Source organism: Burkholderia sp. MSHR3999 (assembly GCF_000833595.1).
Lineage (GTDB): Bacteria > Pseudomonadota > Gammaproteobacteria > Burkholderiales > Burkholderiaceae > Burkholderia > Burkholderia ubonensis.
On record NZ_JRFO01000007.1, the window covers coordinates 2,433,723 to 2,454,623 of the forward strand.

Consider the following 20,901-nt stretch of genomic DNA (forward strand, 5'->3'; position numbering starts at 1 on the left):
CCGGCCCCGCCCGCCGCCCGCTCGACGCAGCGGGCTCCCGTCAACGATCGTATTCAGGACATCACCGTGAACACACTCACTTTCGCGCTCGCGCTCTCCGCGATAACCCTCGCCGCCTGCTCCAGCGCGTCCGGCCCGACGTTCAGCGCATCCGAGCTGCAGCCGCGCGACGGCGTGCGCACTTACCAGGTCGACTGCCACGGGATCTTCTCCGGCCCGAATACCTGCATGAAGGCCGCGCAACATCTCTGCGGCGACCAGCCGGTGCGCACGGTCGATACCGCGAAAGCGCTGCGCGATAATGCCGACCCGGCCACGCTGGTGTTCCAGTGCGGCGCGCCGGAAGCCGCTGCGCCGGCGCCGGCATCGTCGCCCGCGTCAGCGGCGCCCGCCCCCGTCGAACATGTGAATCTCGCAGGCGACGCGCTGTTCGCCACCGGGCTGGCGACGCTCACGCCGACCGCCCGCGCGTCGCTCGACGCGCTGCTGGCCAGACAGGGCAACACGGCGTTTGCGCGTGTGTCGGTCACGGGCTACACGGATTCGGTGGGCGGCGACGCGTCCAATCTCGCGCTGTCGCAGCGGCGCGCGCAAGCCGTCGCCGGCTATCTGAAGTCGCATGGCCTGAACGCCCGCACCGTCGCCGTGACGGGGCGCGGCAGCGCCGATCCGGTCGCCTCCAACGCCACGGCGGAAGGACGCGCGAGCAACCGGCGCGTCGAGATCTCGCTGGAACGTTGAACCCGCTGCGTCGCGCACCACCCGTGCCGATGTTTCGGCGAAGTTTCGGAATACGCACGACGGAACCCGGCCCGATCGCGGCATGCCGCGCGAATCCTGCCGGCCGTCATGCCGATTGGACGCATCCGATAACGTGTCGGCCTGCGCCGGCCCCGTCGGGGCCGCCCCGACTCCACAAACCGGCGATTTCCGTGCCACAATCGCCGCTGGCGGCCGGCCCGGCAGCGCGCGGCGACGCGTCGAACCGGCTTTGGCCGCCGATGTCGCCATCCGCGCCGCCCGGCCCGTTTCCGCGAGCCGCGCCGCCGCAGGCGCACACGTGACAACCAACGGCCTGCCGGGTCCGCGCGTCGGCGTTCGACGCCGACGGACCGGCGCCTCCGCACAGGGATTTTGCTGGTGACGGACATCAATCAAGCCGCCTCGCGCGGCGCCCGCAACGAACGCCCGGCCGTCGGCATCTCGCTGTTCGCGCGAGACGGCCAGGCGATCTGGGAAAACGGCATCCACCAGAACATCGCGTACCTCGCGATGATGCTGAAGCGCTCCGACCGCGTCGGCCCCGTCTACTTCCTGAACGGCGGCGACGCACGCGCGCTGCCCGCCGGCCTCGACCTCGACGGCCTCGACGTGCCGCTCGTGCAGCCGAACGACGTCACGCACGCACTCGACGTCGTGATCGAGATGGGCGCGCAGTTGCCGGTCGAATGGCTCAAGCACATGAAGGCGCTCGGCAAGAAGCGCATCGCGTGCTTCGTCGGCCATACCTACAGCGGCCTCGCCGAAACGCCGATCTTCGAGAAGCCGTCCGGACACATCTTCAACGGCGCGCCGTTCGACGAAGTGTGGGTGCTGGAGAAATCGCAGACGATCGACGTGCCGCTGCTGCGCACGCTCACGCGCGCGCCGGTCTACACGATCCCGCACATCTGGTCGCCGTACTTCCTCGACCGGCGCATCGCCGCGCTCGCGAGCGAAGGTGCGACGTTCGGCTACCAGCCCGGCCGCGCCGCGTGGCGGCTCGCGACGCTCGAGCCGAACATCTCGGTCGTGAAGACCTGCCATATCCCGATGCTCGCGTGCGAGGAGCTCTATCGCGCGCGCCCGGAAGCGGTCGAGCACCTGTTCGTCGTCAATTCGATGCACCTGAAGGAGCACCCGACCTTCCTGCACTTCGCGAACAGCCTCGACCTCGTCCGCCAGCACAAGGCGACCTTCGAGCCGCGCATCGACCTGCCCGGCTTCATGGCGCGCCACGCGGACGCGGTCGTCTCCCATCACTGGGAAAACCCGCAGAACTATCTGTACTACGACGTGCTGTACGGCGGCTATCCGCTGATCCACAACTCGACGCTGCTCGGCGACGCCGGCTACTACTACCCCGACTTCGATTCCGAAGCGGGCGGCCGCGCGCTGCTCGACGCGTGGCAGCATCACGACGCACGGCTCGACGACTACCGCGCGAAGGCCGACCGGCTGCTGAAGTCGGTCTCGATCGACAACCCCGCGAACCTCGACGCGTTCGTTGCGCGTCTGGTCGCCTGAACCGGAGCACACGCATGTCGGACTCCAATGCCCGTCAAGCGCCCGGCGAGGGCAAGCGCCTCGTCGTCGGCGTGTCGCTGTTCGTGCGCGGCGCCGGCCAGTCGCTGTGGGAAAACGGCATCTTCCAGAACTGCCTGCTGCTGATCCTGCTGCTGCGGCAGTCGCCGCTCGTCGCGGAAGCCGTGATGGTGAACGGCGGCGAACAGGTCGCCGATCCGCAGATGATGCTCGGCGAATGGAACGTGCCGCTCCTGTCGATGGACGAAGCGATGCAGCGCTGCGACGTACTGATCGAGATGAGCGCGCAGTTCAACGCCGATTACCTGCGCGCGTTCCGCGAGCGCGGCGGCAAGGTGGTGACGATGCGGGTCGGCAACGACTACGTGATCGACATCGAGCGCGCGATGTTCAACAAGCCGTCGGGCTTCCTGTTCTCCGGCGCGCCGTACGACAGCGTGTGGACGATTCCCGAATTCGAGCGTTCGTGCCTGCACTATTACCAGACGGGCCTGCGCGCGCCGGTGACGATCGTCCCGCACATCTGGCATCCGATGCTGTTCGACAAGGCGCGCGCGACGCTCGGGCCCGGCCTCGCGTTCGGCTACCAGCCCGGCAAACCGCGCTGGCGCGTGACGATGTTCGAACCGAACATCTGCATGGTGAAGACGAGCATCATCCCGATGCTCGTGACCGAGGAAGCGTATCGCGCGCAGCCGGACTTCCTGGAGATCGTGCGCGTGTGCAACACGCTGCACCTGAAGGACCACACGACGTTCGTCCACTTCGCGAAGAGCCTCGACATCGTCGATCACGGCCTCACGACGTTCGAGAGCCGCTATGCGGTATACGAGTTCATGGCGGCGTTCGGCGACGCGGTGGTGTCGCACACGTGGGAAAACGCGCAGAACTATCTGTATTACGAACTGCTGTACGGCGACTATCCGCTGATCCACAACTCGCCGTTCCTCGGCGACGCCGGGTATTTCTATCCTGACTTCGACTGCCAGGCCGGCGGCCGCGCGCTGCTGCAAGCGTTCGCGGAGCACGACGCGAACCTCGACACGTACCGCGAGCGGTCGAAGCGCGTACTCGATTCGGTCAGCATCTACAACCCGGACAATGTCGCCGCGTATACGGACGCGATCGCGTCGCTCTATCACGACGCCTGACGCACCGCGGACGGAGAGCCGACATGAAGATCAACGTTGCGATAACGATCAACGTGCAGCGCGACGCGGCGCAGTCGATCTGGTACAACGGCGCGAACCAGCACTGCGTGTACCTATACATGCTGCTGAAGCAGTCGCCGCTCGTCGGCGACGTCTGGCTCGCGCACGACGACGGCATCGCCGACTATCCGGAAGCGCTGATGATGGACGAATTCCGCGACGCGCTGCGGCCGCTGTCGGCAATCGTCCACCAGACTGACCTGCTGATCGAGATGAACGCGTTCATTCATCCGAGCCATGCGGACGCGGTCCGGCAGCGCGGCGGCAAGTGCGTGTCGTACCGTTTCGGCAACGACTACGTGATCGCGGTCGAAACGATCAACTTCGGGAAGAACGACTGGCGGCCCAACCCGCATCGCGTGCAGTTCGACGAGATCTGGACCAACCCGCAGCATGCGCACACCTGCGCGGCCTATTTCCAGGCGGTCTACCGCGCGCCCGTGTTCGTGCTGCCGCACATCTGGTCGCCGTATTTCATCGAGCGCAGCCTCGACGCCGATCCCGAGCTGAAGGCGCGTTTCGGCTACCGGAACCACGGGCCTGCGAAGCGCATCGCGTTCTTCGAGCCGAACCTCAACGTCGTCAAGAGCGCGGTCGTGCCGATGCTCGCGGCGAACGCGTGCTACGTCGCCCATCCGGAGCTGGTCGAGCACGTCTACATGACCAACACGTTCGACAAGAAGGAAAACGTCGCCTTCAAGCATCTCGCGCTCGGGCTGGAAATGGTCCAGGACGGCAAGGCGACCGCTGACGTGCGCGCGCCGTTCGTCGCGTGGGCCGCGCACCACACCGACATCGTCGTGTCGCACCATTGGGAAAACGGCCTGAACTACCTGCTCTACGACGCGCTGTACGGCAACTACCCGCTGGTGCACAACTCGCCGTTCCTGCGCGACGTCGGCTACTACTACGCGGACTTCGACATCTTCGACGCGGCGCGGGCGATCGTCACCGCCGCGCAGACCCACGATGCGCGGCTCGACGACTACGCGCGGGCGGCTCGGCAATACCTGGCCGGCGTCGATGCGCTGGCCGAGCACAACGTCCGCGCGCATTCGGAGCGGATTCTGCAACTGTTCGGCGACCGCGCGATCGGCTGATGCGGGAACGCGGGAAGCGCTACCCGCGAACGAGATGCCCGCAGGCGTCCATGAACGCCTGCCCCTGCTTGCGCCCGGCGCGCATCAGCACCGCGAAGATGCGCCGCGATGCGCGGCCGTTCACCTGTTGCTCGAGGCTGCCGGCGATGCCGTGCGCAATCGCCGATTCGCGCCCGTACACGCTCGTCAGAATCCCCGCGCAGTAATAGCGGGCCGCCAGTTCGCGGCTGGCCGCATCCGGCAGGCGCGCCGCCGCGATGCGGCGCGCGACCGCCTCCAGGCCGTCGAAGTAGCGGATCATGTCGACCTGCCTGCCGGCCGGCCCGGTGCTCAGGCGGACGAGAATGGCCGCCACCTCCCGGATCGCCGCCGGCTCGCGATGTATCGCCATCCTGCTGTGTGCGTCCACGGCCGCCCCACCTCTCAAGACTGCGTCAGCCCACCCGGCTGCACGACATCGAACGGATCGCATCACGCGGCATCCGAACGCCGGGAAAAGTGATCGCCCTGCGCCCACCGGACGCCGGCGTCGATCGACATCTGCCGGTCGAGCTCGGTCTCCACGCCTTCGACGACGACGTGCCCCGTGTTCTCGTGCGTCAGCGCCACCAGCCGGCGCACCTGATACCGGCCGACCGCGTTGTTCCGGATCATCGCCAGCATCGACCGGTCCAGCTTCACGATGTCCGGACGGCCGACCACGAAGTGGTTGTGCGCGCTGTGGCCCGCGCCGAAATCGTCGATCGCGATCCGGCAGCCGGTCTGCCGCGCCCGATGGACGAATGCACGGCCGGATAGCGGGTCCAGCGGCGTAGTTTCCGTGATCTCGAGCACGAGCCGCTGCGCGACCGCCGGCTCGACGTGGAGCCGATCGAAGATCGTCTGCCACTGTGCGTCTTCCGTCGCGCTCGATGCCGACACGTTGCAGCCGTAGACGGCTTGCGCATCGGCGCGCAGGCTGTCGATCGTCCGGCTGACCACGAGCTGGTCGAACCAGCGCATCAGCCCCATCGATACGAGCCCCGGCAGGAACGCAACGGGCCGCAACACGTCGCGCTGCCCGCGTGCGAGCCGCGCGAGGCATTCGCGGTAGAGCACGCCGCCCGACAGGTCGGTCCTGCAGACGGGCTCGCGCGCAAACGCGAGCCGGCGCTCGATGAAGCGGCATACCGCGACGGAGTCGGGATGTGCGGCGGTCGGATCGAACAGCTGGCCGGCGTCGTCATGATTCTCTTGCATCTGCGCCTCAAGGCGAGCATCGACCACATTCATTCCGGCGCTCCGGAAAACGTCGAGCCGCGCGAACCGGCCCATTCGTCACAATAAACGCCGGAGAATGAAAAAGAATCCTCCCGCACCTTGCCAACGAAAATCGACCGAATCGAAAATCCGGCCTTCGTTGAAATATCCGGAAGCCATTCTAGATTCAAGCAAATTCGAATACTGTTAACGATATTGAAATTACACGAATGAAATCCGGAACAACTTATTATTCGGCTCGCCGGATCGCGCTTTATTCATATGAAAATATGAATTGAAATCGCGCGCGCCGCGCGGCTCGACCGGGCCAAGACATCAACCATTCGTTCATTATGATATTCAATGAAGGTTGATTTTCCGGATTATCAATTCATCGCACACCGGCAATTAAAACTGACTGTCTTTAACAGTCTTACAGGATAGTTAACATTAAAATCAATTCCGGCGGACCACCCCCGGATCCGTCATCTTTGTGCCTTGCAAGCCGCCGAAGCCCCCACTTCGGCGGTTTTTTTTGCTCCCGCGACGCCGCTACGCCGCCGTCGCGCCGATCAACTGCGCAAGCAGCGCGTCGTACTCGGCGACGAGCGCGGGGTTCGCGGACGTATAGCGCCGCAGGATCTCGCGCTGGCGCAGCGCGTACCCTTCCCAGTCGTCGTCGTGCGTGTGCAGCGCGCGCAGCAGCGCGTCAGCGCCCTGCTGCACGTCGTTGTCCGGGTAGTAGTAGCCGAGATCGGGCGCGAGGCTCGCGTTGTGCACGAGCGGATAGCCCTGCCAGCACACGTCGAAGTAGAAGTAGTTGAGCGGGTTCTCCCACTGGTGCGACACGACGATGTCGGTCAGCTCGGACAGGAACACCGGCGTGTCGAAGCGGCCGACGAAACTCGCCTTGCCGGCGCGCACGACCTCCAGGTAGTTCATCAGCATCACGAACTCCTGGCTCTCGCGCGCGAGACGGTCCGCGTTCGTCACGTGCGTGAACGCGATCGCGTCCGGCTCGCGGCGATACGCCTCGTCGATGATCAGCAGCGGATACACGCAGAACTTCACGACGTTGTGGTTCGGCTCCATCACCGTGAGCCGCTTCGCGCTCGCGCCGCTCGGCCGGTATTCGCCGTGCCCGGGCAGCGTGCTGGCGCGCTCGGCCAGAAACATCGGATCCCAGACGAACGGCACGACGCGCCCCGGGCAGCGGCGCAGCGACTGCAGGAACGGCAGCGACGACGGCGCGATCTGCGGGATCGCCCACACCTCGTCAAAGCCGCGGTTGATGAAGAGCGAATCCCACAGCCGGCGGCCGAACAGCATCGACTCCATCGCGTTGATGTACTCGACGCCGCAGCAATAGCTGACGAGCTTCGCGCCGCGCGCCTTCAGGTACGCGGTCTGCGCGGCGTCGATCTGCCCGCCGAGCTCGATCAGCACGTCGAGCGCGTCCTTCGCGTCCGCGAACGCGCGCGTGTCGTACACCGCGCGATCCCACGGCAGCGCATCGGTCAGCGGCACGTCGGTGGTGTTGACGAGCGTCACGCGGTAGCCGTGCGGCGACGCCATCAGCAGCTTCGCGAGGAACAGCGCGTTCTGCTTGATGCCGTTGATCCAAAGGCTTTCGTCGGGGGCGCGCAGGCCGATCGTGATGCCGATGCGCAGGCCGTTCAGGACAGGAGACGTCATCGTCGGCGAGGATGGGAAGTTGGAGGGTCGCAGTGTCGCGCGCGGCCGCGCCCCGTTCGGGCGCTGCCGCGCTGACCGCCAGTTTAGCGGACTTCCGGCCGCCGGACTGTCAGGGATGGTCAGGACCCGCGCCGACCGGCGACGGGCCCTGACGCAGCGCTCAGGCTTCCGCCATCACGAGCAGTTGCGCGCCGTCGGCGACCTGGTCGCCGACGCCGTACAGCACTTCCGCGACGACGCCCGCGCTCGGCGCGCCGATCGTGTGCTCCATCTTCATCGCTTCCATCACGATCAGCGGCGTGCCCGGCTCGACCGCCTGCCCGGCCTCGACCAGCACCGCGATCACCTTGCCCGGCATCGGCGCGGTCAGGCGCCCGCCGCCGTGCTCGGTGTCGCCCGCGTGCGCGAGCAGGTTGCGCCATTCGAACGATTCGGACGCGCCCTGCGTGAACACGTGGAACGTGTCGCCGTCCGCATACACGCGGCCGCTGCTGCGCACGCCGTCGAGCGTCACGTCGAAGTCGAGCGGGCTCGCGCCGCGCGTCCACGCGAACGGCTGCGCCGGCGCGTCGCCGATCGCGAGCCGCTTGCCGGCCGCGTCGTCGTCGACGGTCACGGTGAGGTCCGACTCGCGATCGATCGCGCGCCATTCGAGCGTGCGGCGGTAGCCGGCATTCAAACGCCAGTTCGACAGCGCCGCCCACGGCGAACCGGGGTCCGCGAGCGCATCGCGCTCGCGCGCGCGCAGCGCCGCACAGGCGAGCGCGAGCGCCGCGCGCGGCGGCTGTTGCGGCGCGAACAGCGTGTCGTGGTTGCGCTCGATCAGGCCGGTGTCGAGATCGGCCGTCGCGAACGGCTCGCACGCGACGATCCGCTGCAGGAACGCGGCATTCGTATGAAGCCCGACCACCTCGCATTCACGCAGCGCGCGCATCATCCGGCCGAGCGCTTCCTCGCGGTCCGCGCCGTGCACGATCAGCTTCGCGATCATCGGATCGTAGAACGGCGTGATCGCATCGCCTTCGCGCACGCCGCTGTCGACGCGCACCGGCGCGCCGGTCGCGAACTCGACGCCGTCGGGCAGGCGCAGGTGCTTCAGCGTGCCGGTCGACGGCAGGAAGCCGCGCGCGGGGTTCTCCGCGTACAGGCGCGCCTCGATCGCATGCCCGCTCACGTGCAGTTGCGCCTGCTGCAACGGCAACGGTTCGCCCGCCGCGACGCGCAGTTGCCACTCGACGAGATCGAGGCCCGTCACCATCTCGGTGACCGGATGCTCGACCTGCAGACGCGTGTTCATCTCCATGAAGTAGAACGCGTCGCCCGTCATGATGAATTCAACGGTGCCCGCGCCGACGTAGCGGACCGCGCGCGCGGCCGCGACCGCCGCCTCGCCCATCGCCCGCCGCACCTCATCCGGCAGGCCCGGCGCCGGCGCTTCCTCGAGCACCTTCTGGTGACGGCGCTGCACCGAGCAGTCGCGGTCGAACAGGTAGACCGTATTGCCGTGCGTGTCGCCGAACACCTGCACCTCGACGTGGCGCGGGCGCGTCAGGTACTTCTCGATCAGCACGCGGTCGTTGCCGAAGCTGCTCGCCGCCTCGCGCTGGCACGACGCGAGCGCCGCCGGGAAATCGTCGGAGCGCTCGACCACGCGCATCCCCTTGCCGCCGCCGCCCGCGCTCGCCTTCAGCAGCACCGGGTAGCCGATCGCATCGGCCTCGCGATGCAGCAGCGCCGCGTCCTGCTCGTCGCCGTGATAGCCGGGCACGAGCGGCACCGCGGCCGCATGCATCAGCGCCTTCGCGGCGGCCTTCGAGCCCATCGCGGCGATCGCGTCGACCGGCGGCCCGATGAACACGATGCCGGCCTGCTCGCACGCATGCGCGAAGTCCTCGTTCTCGGACAGGAACCCGTAGCCGGGATGGATCGCCTGCGCGCCGGTCGCGCGCGCGGCTTCGATGATGCGCTCGATGCGCAGGTAGCTGTCGGCAACCGCCGCGCCGCCGATATGCACGGCCTCGTCGCACGCGGCGACGTGCTTCGCGTGCGCGTCCGCGTCGGAATAGACAGCGACGCTCGCGATGCCGAGACGTCGGCACGTCGCGGCGACCCGGCAGGCGATTTCGCCGCGGTTGGCGATCAGAATCTTGTCGAACATGGCTTCGATGTCGTCCGGTAAGGGATGGGGTTCGCGCTGCGCGCTGCTGTCACGCCCGCCATGACGGCGTGCGCTTCTCCAGGAACGCGGCGATGCCCTCGCGCGCTTCCGCGCCCGCGCGGGTCCGCGCAATCCATTCGGCGGTCTGCTCGATCAACGCCGCGTCGAGCGGACGGCCCGCGACGTCGGCCACGAGCCGCTTGCACGCCTGCACCGCATCGGGCCCGTTCGCGACCAGCGTCGCCGCGAGCTGCTCGACCGTCTCGTCGAGCGCACCGGCCGGCACCGCTTCGTGCACGAAGCCGAGCGCCGCCGCGCGCGCGCCCTCGAACACTTCCGCCGTCGTGAAGTAGCGCCGCGCCGCGCGCTCGCCCATCGCGCGCACCACGTACGGCGCGATCGTCGCCGGGATCAGCCCGAGCCGCGCCTCGGACAGGCAGAACTTCACGCCGTCCGCCGCGATCGCGATGTCGGCGGCGGCAACGAGGCCGACGCCGCCCGCATACGCATCGCCATGCACGCGCGCGATCACCGGCTTGCCGCAGCGGTGGATCGCCTCGAGCATCCGCGCGAGCTTGCGCGCGTCGGCGCGGTTCTCGTCGTCCGAGTAGCCGGCCATCTTCTTCATCCAGTTCAGGTCGGCGCCCGCGCAGAACGCGGTTCCTTCCGCCGCGAGCACCACCGCGCGCACGCCGGCGTGCGCGTCGAGCCATTCGAACGCGGTCGTCAGCTCGGCGATCATCGTCTCGTTGAACGCGTTGCGCACGTCGGGGCGCGCCAGCGTGACGGTCGCGACGCGGTTTGCTTCGTTGACCTTGATGGTTTCGTATCGCATCGTCCGCTCCTTGCTCGTTACATCCGGAACACGCCGAAGCGCGTGTCGTCGATCGGCGCGTTCATCGACGCGGCGAGCCCCAGGCCGAGCACGTCGCGCGTCTGCGCGGGGTCGATCACGCCGTCGTCCCACAGCCGCGCGCTCGCGTAGTACGGGTGCCCCTGGCGCTCGTACTGGTCGCGAATCGGCTGCTTGAACGCCTCTTCGTCGTCGGTCGACCACGCGCCGCCCTTCGCCTCGATGCCGTCGCGGCGCACCGTCGCGAGCACCGACGCGGCCTGCTCGCCGCCCATCACCGAGATCCGCGCGTTCGGCCACATCCACAGGAAGCGCGGGCCGAATGCACGCCCGCACATCCCGTAATTGCCCGCGCCGAACGAGCCGCCGATGATCACCGTGAACTTCGGCACCTTCGCGTTCGACACGGCCGTCACCATCTTCGCGCCATGCCGCGCGATCCCTTCGTTCTCGTACTTGCGGCCGACCATGAAGCCCGTGATGTTCTGCAGGAACACGAGCGGGATCTTGCGCTGGCAGCACAGCTCGATGAAATGCGCGCCCTTCACCGCCGATTCGGAAAACAGGATGCCGTTGTTCGCGACGATCCCGACCGGATGGCCCCAGATGTGCGCGAAGCCGGTGACGAGCGTCGTGCCGTAGCGCGCCTTGAACTCGTCGAATTCGGAATCGTCGACGATGCGCGCGATCACCTCGCGCACGTCGAACGGCTTGCGCGTGTCGACGGGGATCACGCCATACAGGCTCTGCGCGTCGTAGCGCGGCGGCTTCGGCTCGCGCAGCGTCACCGGCGACGCGAGCTTCGGCGCGAGGTGGCCGACGATGTTGCGCGCGATCGACAGCGCATGCGCGTCGTTCTGCGCGAGATGGTCGGCCACGCCCGACAGGCGCGTGTGCACATCGCCGCCGCCGAGATCCTCGGCGCTCACTTCCTCGCCGGTCGCCGCCTTCACGAGCGGCGGGCCGCCGAGGAAGATCGTGCCCTGGTTCTTCACGATGATCGACTCGTCGCTCATCGCCGGCACGTACGCGCCGCCCGCGGTGCACGAGCCCATCACGACCGCGATCTGCGCGATGCCCGCCGCCGACATCGTCGCCTGGTTGTAGAAGATGCGGCCGAAGTGGTCGCGGTCGGGGAACACGTCGTCCTGGTTCGGCAGGTTCGCGCCGCCCGAATCGACGAGGTACACGCACGGCAGGCGGTTTTCCGCGGCGATCTCCTGCGCGCGCACGTGCTTCTTCACCGTGACCGGGTAGTAGGTGCCGCCCTTGACCGTCGCGTCGTTGCAGACGATCACGCACTCGCGGCCCGCGATCCGGCCGATGCCGGTGATGATCCCCGCGCCCGGCGCGTCGTCGTTGTACATGCCGTTGGCCGCGAGCTGCGACAGCTCGAGGAACGGCGTGCCCGGATCGAGCAGCTGCGCGATCCGGTCGCGCGGCAGCAGCTTGCCGCGCGACAGGTGCTTGTCGCGCGCGGCCGGGCCGCCGCCCTGCGCGAGCTGTTCGATCTTCGCGCGCAGGTCGGCGACGACCGCCTCGAGCGCCGCGGCATTCGCGCGGAATTCTTCCGAGCGCGGGTTCAGCTTGGATTCGATGATCGGCATCGACGGGGCTCCGTTCGCGTGGCGTGGGCGTGGCGTGGGCGTGGCGTGGGCGTGACGTGGGCGTGACGTGGGCGTTACAGCGTTTCCGCGAACAGCTCGCGGCCGATCAGCATCCGGCGGATCTCGCTCGTGCCAGCGCCGATTTCGTAGAGCTTCGCGTCGCGCCACAGGCGGCCGACCGGGTATTCGTTGATGTAGCCGTTGCCGCCGAGGATCTGGATCGCCTCGCCGGCCATCCACGTCGCCTTCTCGGCCGTGTAGAGGATCACGCCCGCGCAGTCCTTGCGCACCTGGCGAATGTGGTCGCTGCCGGCCGAGTCGAGATGGCGGCCGACCGCGTACAGGTAAGCGCGGCACGCCTGGAACGTCGTGTACATGTCGGCGACCTTGCCTTGAATGAGCTGGAATTCGCCGATCGCCTGGCCGAACTGCTTGCGGTCGTGGATGTACGGCACGACCGCGTCGAGACACGCGGCCATGATGCCGGTCGGGCCGCCCGACAGCACCGCGCGCTCGTAGTCGAGGCCGCTCATCAGCACCTTCACGCCGCCGTTGAGCTGGCCGAGGACGTTCTCTTCCGGCACCTCGACGTCCTCGAACACGAGCTCGCCCGTGTGCGAGCCGCGCATCCCGAGCTTGTCGAGCTTCTGCGCGACCGAGAAGCCCTTCATCCCCTTCTCGACGATGAACGCGGTGATGCCGCGCGGGCCGGCTTCGACGTCGGTCTTCGCGTAGACGACGAGCGTGTCGCAGTCGGGGCCGTTGGTGATCCACATCTTCGTGCCGTTCAGCACGTAGCGGTCGCCGCGCTTGTCCGCGCGCAGCTTCATGCTGACGACGTCGGAGCCGGCGTTCGGCTCGCTCATCGCGAGCGCGCCGATGTGTTCGCCCGAGACGAGCTTCGGCAGGTATTTCCGTTTCTGCGCTTCGGTGCCGTTGCGGTGGATCTGGTTCACGCACAGGTTCGAGTGCGCGCCGTACGACAGGCCGATCGACGCGGACGCGCGCGAGATCTCCTCCATCGCGACCATGTGCGCGGTGTAGCCCATGTTCGCGCCGCCGTATTCTTCCGAGACGGTCATCCCGAGCACGCCCAGGTCGCCGAACTTCTTCCACAGATCCATCGGGAACTGGTCGGTGCGATCGACTTCCGCCGCGCGCGGCGCGATTTCCTTCGCCGCGAAGTTCGCGACGGCGTCGCGCAGCATCTCGATGTCTTCACCGAGCATGAATTGCACGCCGGGCAAGTTGATCATGTCTCCTCCGTCTCCAGAAAGTGCGTTGCGCGCACCGATTTCTGAGTTTTGCTCAAAACCGGTTGTTGCGCCGATTCGTTAGCCAATACTGCGGAAATTTTGCGTAGTTTCGCGCTTTGCGTGGGACGTCGTCAATAGTTTTTTGAGTGACACTCAGATATCATGGCCGGATGACAGCCGTGCATCCGACCGACATCATGACCGACACCGTGAAGGCCGAGCGCGCCGACGCGCCCCGCGCGCCCGCCGGCCGCAAATCGCAGCAGCGCGTGCAGGACATCCTGCGCGCCGGACGTGACGTGTTCGCCGAAAAGGGCTACGAGCACGCGACCGCCGCCGAGATCGCGCAGCGGGTCGGCGTGTCCGAGGCGACCGTGTTCAGCTATTTCCGCGGCAAGCGCGAGCTGTGTGCGCGGGTGATCGCGGACTGGTATGACGAAATCATCGCGGCGTTCGAGCTGGGGATGCCGCAGGATGCGCCGGTGCAGCAGCAATTCGCGTTCATCGTGCGCACCCACCTGCGGCTGATGCTGGTGAACGGCACCGGGCTGTGCGCGCTCGTGCTGTCGGAGGGGCGCGCGAAGCAGCATGTGCTGAGCGACGAACTGACCGCGCTGCAGCGGCGCTATACGGCGCCGCTGATGGACGTGCTCGCGCGCGGGCAGGCGGCCGGCCAGGTGCGCACCGACATGCCGCTGAGCCTGCTGCGCTCGATGGTGTTCGGACCGATGGAGCACGTGCTGTGGGACGCGATTCTCGGGCACCGGAAGCTCGATACGGAAACGACGGCCGCGCAGCTGATCGACATGCTGTGGGCGGCAGTGCAGCCGCCGGCGCCGGATCAGGCGGCGCTCGTGCGGTTCAGGAACGAGGTGGCGGAGGCGGTGCGGAGGCTGGAGGGGAACGGCAAGCGCGCGTGAGCGCGTCCCGGTCATTCGGCCAGCCGGCAGTGCGTGAGCTTCAGCGTGCTTTCAATCTCACGCCGGTGAAAGGCGAATCGGTCAGACAGTGGGGCCTCCCCCGGAAACAACGAGCGTCGCACCGCAGCTCGTGCTGCTGCCGTGGCGGGCGATTCGGCGCCCGCTCACTGCCGCCAAACCACCGTCCGTGATGACCCCTTGCCCGTGCAACGGACACGACACCGTATCACCGACGCACGCGACCGGACGACCGTCAACAACGACGCCCGCGTTAGCCGACGTCACCACCCCACCATGCGTGGTCTCCGTACCAATGGTTGCAACGGGTGTTGGCATTCAGGTATTCCTCAACACAACAATCGCTCTCTTGCAAGGCATCGACAAATCACAACCGGCAATCTGCCTTCTATTTTCTATCGGGCTTTCCAAAATAATTTGCCAACAGCGAACACACGCATAGATAACCGACCGCGCATACAAAAAACAGCCAGCCTCCCCCAAGGTACCTTTTCACGGGTTCATAGAAAAATGCCAGCGGCGCAAAAAAAACGATATATAACCAAGTCTTGCTTACTCTTCGCATTTTCTCTCCTCGCCAAGCACGCATTTCCCACCTTGTTTGACACCCTGCCACGCCCCCTGAACTGCCAGTTCCTTGCCGATCGCGGACTTCTTCGCACTCACTCTCGCCTGCAACTTGGCGGCACGATTTGCAGTCCTGCCGGTCTGCCTGGAAAGTACTTTCAACGCCTTGGTGGATTTGTAAACATTTTTCGCCGTACCAAACAGACCAGGCGCGACCGTTCCGACCGCCGCCGACACGCCAACGTCGGCCCAGTCGATTTTCACGCAGCCCAGATCGATGTCGGTGAGAGGACGCCCTTCGTCCCAGTTCTCCTTCACTTGCCCCAAGACCTGTTTTCCACTCTGCATTCCCAGTTCGATTGCCCCGCCAAGCAATGCTCTCGCCCCCAGTCCGGCCAGAACAATCAACGGAATGAACAACCCCTTCGGATCATATGCCTGATTAGGGACATTCAATGCGTAGGCATACTTGTTGTACCCTCCCAGAAATCCGATCGGATCCTGGTTGATATAGCGGCCCGTCTCCGGGTCGTAGTATCTGAAGCGGTTGTAATACAGGCCCGACTCCGCATCGTAGTACTGGCCGGGGAAACGAATCGGGTTATCCACCGAACTCGCGAACTCACGTCGCATGCGCCCGTAAGCACTCAAGTCGGCCGCCCACACGATCTCCTTGCGATCGTCGTATAGCTCCTGCGGCGTACCGAGATGGTCGGTCACGTAATGCCAAGCACGACCTTCCGCAAATTTCGACAATGGCCCCGAATGATCCGGGTGCCGCACGTACGTTACAACCTTGTCCTCGAGTTTTGTGCTCCCTGCGACAATCTCCTGCAACATCCAGTCGCCGTCCCACACGAAGAGTGTCGTTTGACTCGACCCATCCGGCTGCTTTCGGTGCTTCGCCACCCGCCGCCCCAGCGCGTCATACTCGTATTCCGTCCTTTCTCCGCCAGCATGCTCGACGGCAACCAACTGATGGTTACCGTCGTATCGATATCGCGTCACCTCCGGGGAGACCACGGACGCTTCCACTCCTGTTCTGTCCGGCTCACCTCGTAGCGCTCGCAGCGCCTGCAGCAGGTTTGCCGATCTACGTGGGTCACGCAACCGTTCACGCGGCTCGGGCGCAACGGCGGACAGCATCGTTCTGGACATTCTGTTGCCGTGACCGTCATATGCGTATTCCGTACGACGTTCAGGAAATGCCGACGACCAGAATTCATTCAGACGGTCCCCCTTGGCATGTCCCGGTGAAATCGATGACGTGCCCGCCTCACCCATCAGATTTCCCGCGCGGTCGTAATGAAATATCTCCGCATCGCTCGGCGACATCACACTCTTCAGATGCAGCAACGCGTCGTATTGATAGGCTTTCCTCCCGCGCAACGTATCGTCCAGGCTTGTCAACTGACCCGCAGGGTCATATTGCCAGGTTCGCCATGGACGCGAATGTTCCTGCGGCAGCGGCAGATCGCCCGGGCTCTGCCACCGATGAGCCGCAAGCAATCCATTGTCCCCATACGCGAATTCATGCGACGCCGCGCCTTGCGTGCGCCGAATTTCCCGGTGCAACGCATCGCGCTCGAAACTGGCCAACGGCTGTTGATTCAGCAGGACGCCATGGACGTGACCCGAGCCATAGCGCTGCCAGACAAGCGCGCCTGCGTCCGGCACGTACGTCGACACCCGATTGCCGATCGCGTCGACGTCATGCTTGAGTCGCCATACCCGACCGTGATGCGACTGTATTTCTGCCGTGCAGTGACCGGCCGCATCGTATTCATACGTCACCTGGATCGGCGAGCGTCCCGACGCAACGGCTTGCGCTTGCGTAAGCTGTCCCCGCACGTCATAGCGATAGCGCGCATGACTGCCATCGCTCGATTTCTGTTCGATCGGGCGGCCAATACCGTCATGGATGATACTTGTCGTGATCTGCCCGTCCTGGCCGTAGTCCGTCCGTTCGACAAGATCGCCCGCCGCGTTGTATTTGCAGCTCTGCCGACGACCATCGAATCCGATTTGCTCGATCAGTCGCGACCTGCTGTCGTAAAGGAAGGTAGCAACGTCGCCATTCGCATTGGTCAATTTCGTCAGCCGACCGGATTCGTCGTATTCGAACCGCCGTTCCCCATTGGCCGGATCGACAATCTTCACACATTGGTCGTATGCATCCCACTCGGTGAGCGTCACGCGTTCCAGCGGATCGACCTGGGCGACCATACGCCCGGCCGTATCGTAGCGAGCTTTCCAGGAGCCCATACCGGCGGGCTGCACGCCCGCGATCCGCGCCGCCTCGCTATTGGTCAGTCGGGTCACATTCCCGAGCGCGTCGGCGATCTCCGTTAGCTGACCGAACCGATCGTACGTGTAGCCGGTCGTGTTCCCCGAACAATCAGTATGCGACACGAGCTGACCGACAGGGTCCCACTGCAACTTCGTTACGTTGCCAAGCGCATCAGTGCGAGTCACCGGCAAGCCGTTCTCATAGGTATATGCCGTCACATTGCCAAGTGGATCGGTCTCGCTCAGGAGATGCCCCGACTCATCGTAGGCGCGTAGCCATATCTGACCTGCCGGATCGATGATCTGCTCGGGCTGATTCAACGCGCCATAGACGAGTCGCGTTAATTGCCCCGCGGGATCGATAATCGTAGTCGGATTACCGCGCGCATCGTTGACGATTCGCGTTTTTCGCCCCAACGCATCCGTATAACCGGCGAGACTTCCCGTCTCATCGAAGTGAGTCTCTTCAACGCTGCCATCCGGATGAACGATTCGGTCAACTGCCCATAGGCCGTTATAGTGGTATTCGGTTGTGTGGCCCAATCCGTCCGTCATGCGCGTCGTACGCAATGACGGTGAATAAGAGAAGCGCACGTCGCGCGTCACTTGCTGGCGGCCGTTCGAGTCCTCCGTATAGGCGTAAGTTCTCGAACATCTGGATTGCGGCGTGTCACTGTCCCACTCTGAAACATGCACCGCCCCCGACGGCGTGCGATACATCGTCAGCAGATGGTGCTCGTAGGCATAACGCCACGTGAGATCCGAGCGATCGGTCGCTTCCACCATATCCCCGTACTCGTTGTACACGTAAGCGGCCAAGCGACGTTCCGTGCTGCCCGAGTCCTGCACGCTCACCACCGCAACGATGCGTCCCGTGTCATCCAGATTGCAGCGCACCGCATGCTGGTCGTTGCGGACCTCGCAAAGCCAACCTTGCGGTGTGTATCCCAGTTTCAGGCTCTGGCCGTCGCGCGTGGCAATACGATGCAACTGCCATCGATCTTCGAAAATCGGGTGCCGCGCATAATGTTCTTCGTAGCCGTCGGTGAATCGCACTACGTAGACGGCCCCGGCATCGTCATCCTCTGGCCGGGACAAGATGATTTTCTCGATTGGATGAAAGTGCTCGTCACCGGCCGCAAGAACGGGAAACTGCAACTGGCGTCCATCGGCATCAAAGTAGATCAACCCTGCATCCGTCGAGCGCACCTCGGTCGCATACGGCAATTTCCAGGCGACCCCGAGACTACCCGTTCGCTGATCGGCACTGCGGTAGCTTCGCGTCCAGTTGATTGGCAGGCGCCCCGGCAGCATGAAATCCTGATGGGCCAGCACTTTTTGCCCAGTCGCCACGTCAACCGGATTCGCACTGGTCGTTTTCTTCGCGCACTCCGCGCAGTCTGCCTCGGTCACGGGCGCCAGACTACCGGCATCGCCGTCTGTCATGCTTATCGTCGGCGCCTGGAGGAAGATTGCACTGCCCTTCAGGTGGATGCCCGCTTCATCGATCGTGACGGTTCCGCCGGGACCGACGAGTTGAGCTTGCTTCGCGCCGGACAGGCAGCTTTCTCCAGTGTCAGCGAGACGCAATTGATTGGCGTCCGAACTCGATACGGGCGCAGGCAGTTGCGGAGCGAAATCCGTCGATGCTTGGATCGGATTCTGTTGGTCCGACTTCACCGCGTCGCCGACCGCTTTCCCGCGCACCGTCACGGTGTACGTATGGCCGACGTCAGCCGTCCAGTTCTGCACGACTCTGTCCGTGCGATTCAGGCCAACCGTACTCGCCATTTCCATTGCGACATTGCGCAGATACAGGCCGCCGACATTGACGTTGTAGGCCATGCCGACATTGACCATCGCGCCAAGGCCGACATTGTTGACTGACGCAAGCGCCACGGTCTCGAACTTGTAGCCCCCGGTACTCAGGGTCCAGTTCCGCCCGACCCTGCCGTGCTCGTCATTGCCGACGGATTTGCTTCGATCGTGGCCGACGCTCAGTGACTCGTTGTGCTCGACCTCAATGCGCTGGTCCTTTTCGGCATGAATCCAGATCTCCTCCTCGCCCCTCTTGTCTTCGATCCGGATGGCATTGGCCGTGTGGACGTTGCCCCCCTTGGTCGACCGCGAGAGAATCCCGCTTTGCGTCGAATTGGCCGGTAACGCCCAAGGCGGCATATTTGCCGAGTTGTAGACGCTCGAGATAATCAGCGGCCTGTCCGGATCCCCATCCAGGAAAATGACGACCACCTCGTTGCCAATTCTCGGTATCTGAACCATCCCGAACCCTCGCCCCGCCCACGGCTGCCCGACTCGAACCCAGCACGAACTGCCCTGATTCCGCTTGCCGATGCGATCCCAGTGGAATTGCACCTTCACGCGGCCAAGGTTGTCGGTATAGATTTCCTCTCCGTCCGGGCCGACGACGATCGCCGTCTGAGGCCCAGTGATGAGGGGGCGCTCAATCGTGAAGGCGGGACGATAAGGGATCTTCTTTCGAATGCACGTAAAGCTGCAGCGATACGTCGCCGCGCCACCGGCGGCCTGATAGTTGTTCGTCCCGCTGTGCGTGACCGTGGTCAGCAGAAACTGCCGGTCCTCGGGCTTCGCGCTGTCGTAATCGTAGTGATCGAACAACTCGAAGTATCTGCAAGGCGCCAACCGCCGGCTGGTCGTCGTCCCGATGAAGACCTTGCTGTGCGCTGCCAGCGCCTCCGTCCTGAATCGAACGAGCTCTTCCCCGCGATCGCTGTCAGGGAAACCGTATTCGCCGAGATAATCGTAGATTTCATACGCCGGCACCTCCCCTTGATTCGCATCCGTCCCTCCGGACACGAAACGACGCGCATGGGGCGCCTTGTAGTCGAACGTCTTTAGTCCAACGCTGCCGGATTCCAACTGACGACTCGCCTGGAACGACGTGACGACGGCCATGTCGTCGAGCGCCTCGCCTTTCGAATACTGCAATCGCGAATAGGGGCCCTCTATCGGTTCTGCCACCACCGAATTGTCTGCGAGGATCAACGTGTGCCCGTCTGTTGCATGCTCGAAGAAGAAGTACAAGCCGTCTTCCCTCATCAAACGCTCGATGAACTCGAGATCGGTTTCCCTGTACTGGGTGCAGTAACTACGATGCTTCGTCGGCTTCGACAGCCGAAATTCGAATGACGCGATGCGGCCGTATTCCTTGAAGACGCTCGATAGAATGGCTTCCGTGGTCTCTTCCTGAAAGATCCTGACATCGCGACGGCGCGAGAGCATCCACAGCCACGGCTGAATCGTGGCGTGATAGAGGGCAAAGCCCCCGTCGTTGTCGAGATGCGAAAACGCCGTGACGTAGCCGTGGAAATATCTCTCTTCCGAGCTCGCCAGCGCATCGCTCAATTTCAGCGTAATCGTTACCGCCTGTCCGATCAGCCGTTTCAATTCAATGTTCGGGTCTCGGGATGCAAGACGGGCGCGGATCTCGAAGTTTTGGGACAGGCCTTCCGAACACTCAAAATCAACGAGCACAAGATCGGACGCTCCATCCAGTGGCGTCAGAATCGTAAAAAGCCGGTTGTTTTGAAGCTGAAAAAAGCTCGCGATTTCAGACATTTGCATGGCAGCCTCGGAATCTCCGCAGAGGGAAATGCGTTTGCGTTATATATTTGTAATATACTTAACACATTGTAACGTTTCGCA

The 20,901-nt window shown here is 64.7% G+C and carries 14 protein-coding genes and 1 pseudogene; 5 read left to right on the forward strand and 10 right to left on the reverse strand.

The window, feature by feature from the left end; translation table 11 throughout:
* Positions 1-66 precede the first annotated feature (66 nt).
* The 4 genes from KY49_RS34085 (at position 67) to KY49_RS34100 (ending at position 4,615) form a co-directional block, all read left to right on the forward strand.
* On the forward strand, positions 67-741 hold the full coding sequence (locus KY49_RS34085) for an OmpA family protein (protein ID WP_042588616.1): 675 nt from the start codon (positions 67-69) through the stop codon (positions 739-741).
* 399 nt (positions 742-1,140) lie between these two features.
* Positions 1,141-2,286 carry a DUF2827 domain-containing protein gene (locus KY49_RS34090; protein WP_042588953.1) on the forward strand — a complete coding sequence of 382 codons (1,146 nt, stop codon included), beginning with the start codon at positions 1,141-1,143 and terminating at the stop codon, positions 2,284-2,286.
* Positions 2,287-2,300: 14 nt separating this feature from the next.
* Positions 2,301-3,455: a DUF2827 domain-containing protein gene (locus KY49_RS34095; protein ID WP_042588617.1), complete on the forward strand. Its 1,155-nt coding sequence runs from the start codon at positions 2,301-2,303 to the stop codon at positions 3,453-3,455.
* Between the two features lie 23 nt (positions 3,456-3,478).
* Positions 3,479-4,615, forward strand: coding sequence for a DUF2827 family protein (locus KY49_RS34100; protein ID WP_042588618.1), 1,137 nt, complete (start codon positions 3,479-3,481; stop codon positions 4,613-4,615).
* Positions 4,616-4,634: 19 nt separating this feature from the next.
* Here the strand turns inward: KY49_RS34100 and KY49_RS34105 are convergent, their stop codons facing one another.
* The 7 genes from KY49_RS34105 to KY49_RS34135 form a co-directional block, all read right to left on the reverse strand.
* Positions 4,635-5,006 carry a hypothetical protein gene (locus tag KY49_RS34105; protein WP_010096823.1) on the reverse strand — a complete coding sequence of 124 codons (372 nt, stop codon included), beginning with the start codon at positions 5,004-5,006 and terminating at the stop codon, positions 4,635-4,637.
* Positions 5,007-5,086: 80 nt separating this feature from the next.
* Positions 5,087-5,887: an EAL domain-containing protein gene (locus tag KY49_RS34110; protein ID WP_042588954.1), complete on the reverse strand. Its 801-nt coding sequence runs from the start codon at positions 5,885-5,887 to the stop codon at positions 5,087-5,089.
* A gap of 519 nt (positions 5,888-6,406) precedes the next feature.
* Positions 6,407-7,549, reverse strand: a complete 1,143-nt coding sequence (locus tag KY49_RS34115; RefSeq protein WP_042588619.1) for a DUF2827 domain-containing protein — start codon at positions 7,547-7,549, stop codon at positions 6,407-6,409.
* A 160-nt stretch (positions 7,550-7,709) separates the two neighbouring features.
* Positions 7,710-9,707, reverse strand: coding sequence for an acetyl-CoA carboxylase biotin carboxylase subunit (locus KY49_RS34120; protein WP_042588620.1), 1,998 nt, complete (start codon positions 9,705-9,707; stop codon positions 7,710-7,712).
* 49 nt (positions 9,708-9,756) lie between these two features.
* Complete coding sequence (locus tag KY49_RS34125) at positions 9,757-10,542, reverse strand: enoyl-CoA hydratase/isomerase family protein (RefSeq protein ID WP_042588621.1); 786 nt, start codon at positions 10,540-10,542, stop codon at positions 9,757-9,759.
* Positions 10,543-10,559: 17 nt separating this feature from the next.
* Positions 10,560-12,167, reverse strand: coding sequence for a carboxyl transferase domain-containing protein (locus KY49_RS34130; RefSeq protein WP_042588622.1), 1,608 nt, complete (start codon positions 12,165-12,167; stop codon positions 10,560-10,562).
* Between the two features lie 74 nt (positions 12,168-12,241).
* Entirely contained in the window at positions 12,242-13,423 is a 1,182-nt protein-coding gene (locus KY49_RS34135; protein ID WP_042588623.1) for an isovaleryl-CoA dehydrogenase, read from the reverse strand.
* A 170-nt stretch (positions 13,424-13,593) separates the two neighbouring features.
* Between KY49_RS34135 and KY49_RS34140 the strand changes: the two genes are divergently transcribed.
* Positions 13,594-14,343 (forward strand): TetR/AcrR family transcriptional regulator, encoded by a 750-nt coding sequence (locus tag KY49_RS34140; protein ID WP_042588624.1) that lies wholly within the window; start codon positions 13,594-13,596, stop codon positions 14,341-14,343.
* An 81-nt stretch (positions 14,344-14,424) separates the two neighbouring features.
* Here the strand turns inward: KY49_RS34140 and KY49_RS36700 are convergent, their stop codons facing one another.
* From KY49_RS36700 to KY49_RS38950, 3 genes and pseudogenes are all read right to left on the reverse strand, one after another.
* A complete protein-coding gene (locus tag KY49_RS36700; RefSeq protein ID WP_080435435.1) occupies positions 14,425-14,679 on the reverse strand; it encodes a PAAR domain-containing protein in 255 nt (84 codons plus the stop codon).
* Positions 14,680-14,913: 234 nt separating this feature from the next.
* The gene (locus KY49_RS38945; RefSeq protein ID WP_415877470.1) at positions 14,914-19,014 is read right to left on the reverse strand and encodes an RHS repeat-associated core domain-containing protein; all 4,101 of its coding nucleotides are present in this window, start codon (positions 19,012-19,014) and stop codon (positions 14,914-14,916) included.
* Between the two features lie 15 nt (positions 19,015-19,029).
* Positions 19,030-20,820: pseudogene (locus tag KY49_RS38950) on the reverse strand (type VI secretion system Vgr family protein); the annotation flags it as partial.
* Positions 20,821-20,901 lie beyond the last annotated feature (81 nt).

What these genes read in the sequence shown, in the direction of transcription:
- KY49_RS34095 (WP_042588617.1), top strand. Translation starts at nt 2,301, where the DNA reads ATGTCGGACTCCAATGCCCGTCAAGCGCCCGGCGAGGGCAAGCGCCTC.
- KY49_RS34100 (WP_042588618.1), top strand. Translation starts at nt 3,479, where the DNA reads ATGAAGATCAACGTTGCGATAACGATCAACGTGCAGCGCGACGCGGCG.
- KY49_RS34105 (WP_010096823.1), bottom strand. Translation starts at nt 5,006, where the DNA reads ATGGCGATACATCGCGAGCCGGCGGCGATCCGGGAGGTGGCGGCCATT.
- KY49_RS34110 (WP_042588954.1), bottom strand. Translation starts at nt 5,887, where the DNA reads ATGAATGTGGTCGATGCTCGCCTTGAGGCGCAGATGCAAGAGAATCAT.
- KY49_RS34115 (WP_042588619.1), bottom strand. Translation starts at nt 7,549, where the DNA reads ATGACGTCTCCTGTCCTGAACGGCCTGCGCATCGGCATCACGATCGGC.
- KY49_RS34120 (WP_042588620.1), bottom strand. Translation starts at nt 9,707, where the DNA reads ATGTTCGACAAGATTCTGATCGCCAACCGCGGCGAAATCGCCTGCCGG.
- KY49_RS34125 (WP_042588621.1), bottom strand. Translation starts at nt 10,542, where the DNA reads ATGCGATACGAAACCATCAAGGTCAACGAAGCAAACCGCGTCGCGACC.
- KY49_RS34130 (WP_042588622.1), bottom strand. Translation starts at nt 12,167, where the DNA reads ATGCCGATCATCGAATCCAAGCTGAACCCGCGCTCGGAAGAATTCCGC.
- KY49_RS34135 (WP_042588623.1), bottom strand. Translation starts at nt 13,423, where the DNA reads ATGATCAACTTGCCCGGCGTGCAATTCATGCTCGGTGAAGACATCGAG.
- KY49_RS34140 (WP_042588624.1), top strand. Translation starts at nt 13,594, where the DNA reads ATGACAGCCGTGCATCCGACCGACATCATGACCGACACCGTGAAGGCC.
- KY49_RS36700 (WP_080435435.1), bottom strand. Translation starts at nt 14,679, where the DNA reads ATGCCAACACCCGTTGCAACCATTGGTACGGAGACCACGCATGGTGGG.
- KY49_RS38945 (WP_415877470.1), bottom strand. Translation starts at nt 19,014, where the DNA reads ATGGAAATGGCGAGTACGGTTGGCCTGAATCGCACGGACAGAGTCGTG.